Raw genomic sequence first — 1,897 nt, forward strand, 5'->3', positions numbered from 1 at the left:
GTAGGCTTGCGCATTCTTCTCTATGCTGGCCGTCGATCGGCCCACTTCAGGATGGCGTCAAGCGCAGGGCAAAGGGATTGGCCCCACGGTGTCAGGTGGTATTCAACCTTAGGCGGCACCTGAGGATAGGCCGTCCTCACAACGATTCCGTCCCCTTCCATTGCGCGGAGTTGCTGTCCCAGCATTTTCTGAGTGATGTTGGGTATCGCTCGTTCCAGGTCTGAGAAACGCATCACCTTGCCTCCGAAGAGATGGAACAGAATCACGAGCTTCCATCTTCCTTCCAGGAGACGGAGCGCTGCTTCCACGTCTGCCGCAGCGGATGTGGGCGTATAGCGTTTCGGCATCGATACCTCCCCTAACGCACTTTTTCGTACGTACTTCCTATTTCATCAGTATGGTGCGAAACTTCTGACTGTGCAACTGCGCAGAGGCGAAAACAATGGCTCTCGACGTACCCGGACCGGTCGCTGCATACTTGGCAGCCGAAGAGGCGAAGGACGCGGATGCGCTCTCCGGATGCTTCACCGAAGATGGCACTGTCCATGACGAAAGGCAGGATTATCACGGTCGTGACTCAATCCGCCAGTGGAAGCAAGAGGCGGACGCGAAATACCGATACGTCCTGCAGACGATAAGCGTTCAAGCACATGGAGACATGGTGACTGTGCGCGCGCGGCTCACGGGCGAGTTTTCGGGAAGCCCTGTGGAACTGGACCACATTTTCAAATTGTCCAACGACAAGATTGCTTCACTGGAGATTCGATGATGACGATGACATATCCTTTCCCTGTTTCGGGAGATGAGTTCAAGGGCAAGCGGGTTCTGGTGACCGGTGGCACGAAGGGCATGGGGGAAGCTATGGTGCGCCGTTTTACTCTGAGCGGCGCCTCGGTCGCAACGACGGCACGCTCGCCCCTGCCGGATGGGCAGTCGGTTGCTCTCTTCGTCCAGACAGATATCGGTACGCCGGCAGGCGTGCAAGATGTAGTCAGTCGGGTTCAGCAGGAGTGGGGCGGACTCGACATTTTGGTCAACAATGTCGGAGGATCAGATGCTCCGAACGGCGGATATAAGGCGCTCTCTGATGACGACTGGCAGAAGGCGCTCAACGTCAACCTGCTGGCATCCGTTCGTCTCGATCGGGCATTCCTGCCCGGCATGATAGAACGCAAGTCGGGTGTCATTCTTCACATCTCGTCCATCCAGCACCGACTGCCGCTCTATGACGCAACGCTGGCTTATGCCGCGGCGAAAGGTGCTCTCAATACCTACAACAAGGGCCTTGCAAACGAAGTCGGCCCGAAGGGCGTCCGCGTCAACATGATCTCGCCTGGATTCATCGAGACATCAGGCGCACACGGCATGATTGAGCAACTCGCACAGAACAGCGGCATCAGCGAGGACGCTGCTCGAGAGCAGATCATGAATATGATCGGGGGCATTCCTATCGGCCGCCCCGGCCACCCGGAGGAGGTCGCCGAACTGGTGGCATTCCTGGCATCCGATCGTGCAGCTTCGATTCACGGTGCAGACTACGTCATTGATGGCGGCACGATGCCTACAGTCTGATCACCATCTTGTGATAGCCGCCTGAGCACCATCGTGCAATCAAGGATCGTTCGTGGATTAGCGGCGATCCAGAAGTTAACTGCACTCCGAGACATTGGATGGATAACTTCTGGATCGCCGGTCATCCATTCTTATCTGCACGGAAAAGGATGATTCCTACATACCTGTCCATCCACTCGGCCTTTTCGGGAGCGATCTCGCGGAACTCCTGAGTTACGCAAGGTTCTTCGCACGTAGTCAGCCTTAGCCCGGCAGAAGCAATCGCATTCAGGTAGTCGCTGATACGTGGCATCGGGTGCTCTAAAGAAACCTCGGCTTTCCACGG

Annotated in this window: 4 protein-coding genes; 2 read left to right on the forward strand and 2 right to left on the reverse strand. The window is 56.5% G+C overall.

Annotated elements, in window-relative coordinates; translation table 11 throughout:
• Nucleotides 1–20 precede the first annotated feature (20 nt).
• Nucleotides 21–347 carry a winged helix-turn-helix transcriptional regulator gene (locus Q363_RS31465; RefSeq protein WP_035358688.1) on the reverse strand — a complete coding sequence of 109 codons (327 nt, stop codon included), beginning with the start codon at nt 345–347 and terminating at the stop codon, nt 21–23.
• Nucleotides 348–442: 95 nt separating this feature from the next.
• On the opposite strand from Q363_RS31465, the gene Q363_RS31470 reads away from it, so the two are divergent.
• Nucleotides 443–769, forward strand: coding sequence for a nuclear transport factor 2 family protein (locus Q363_RS31470; protein ID WP_035358690.1), 327 nt, complete (start codon nt 443–445; stop codon nt 767–769).
• Complete coding sequence (locus Q363_RS31475; protein WP_211256467.1) at nt 766–1,572, forward strand: SDR family oxidoreductase; 807 nt, start codon at nt 766–768, stop codon at nt 1,570–1,572. The genes Q363_RS31470 and Q363_RS31475 overlap by 4 nt, the downstream gene beginning before the upstream one ends.
• Before the next feature lie 121 nt (nt 1,573–1,693).
• Here Q363_RS31475 and Q363_RS41700 read toward each other — a convergent pair.
• The coding region (locus tag Q363_RS41700) for a hypothetical protein (protein WP_211256468.1) at nt 1,694–1,897 on the reverse strand (204 nt) is incomplete at its 5' end.

Origin of the sequence: Edaphobacter aggregans DSM 19364 (assembly GCF_000745965.1) — a bacterium.
GTDB lineage: Bacteria > Acidobacteriota > Terriglobia > Terriglobales > Acidobacteriaceae > Edaphobacter > Edaphobacter aggregans.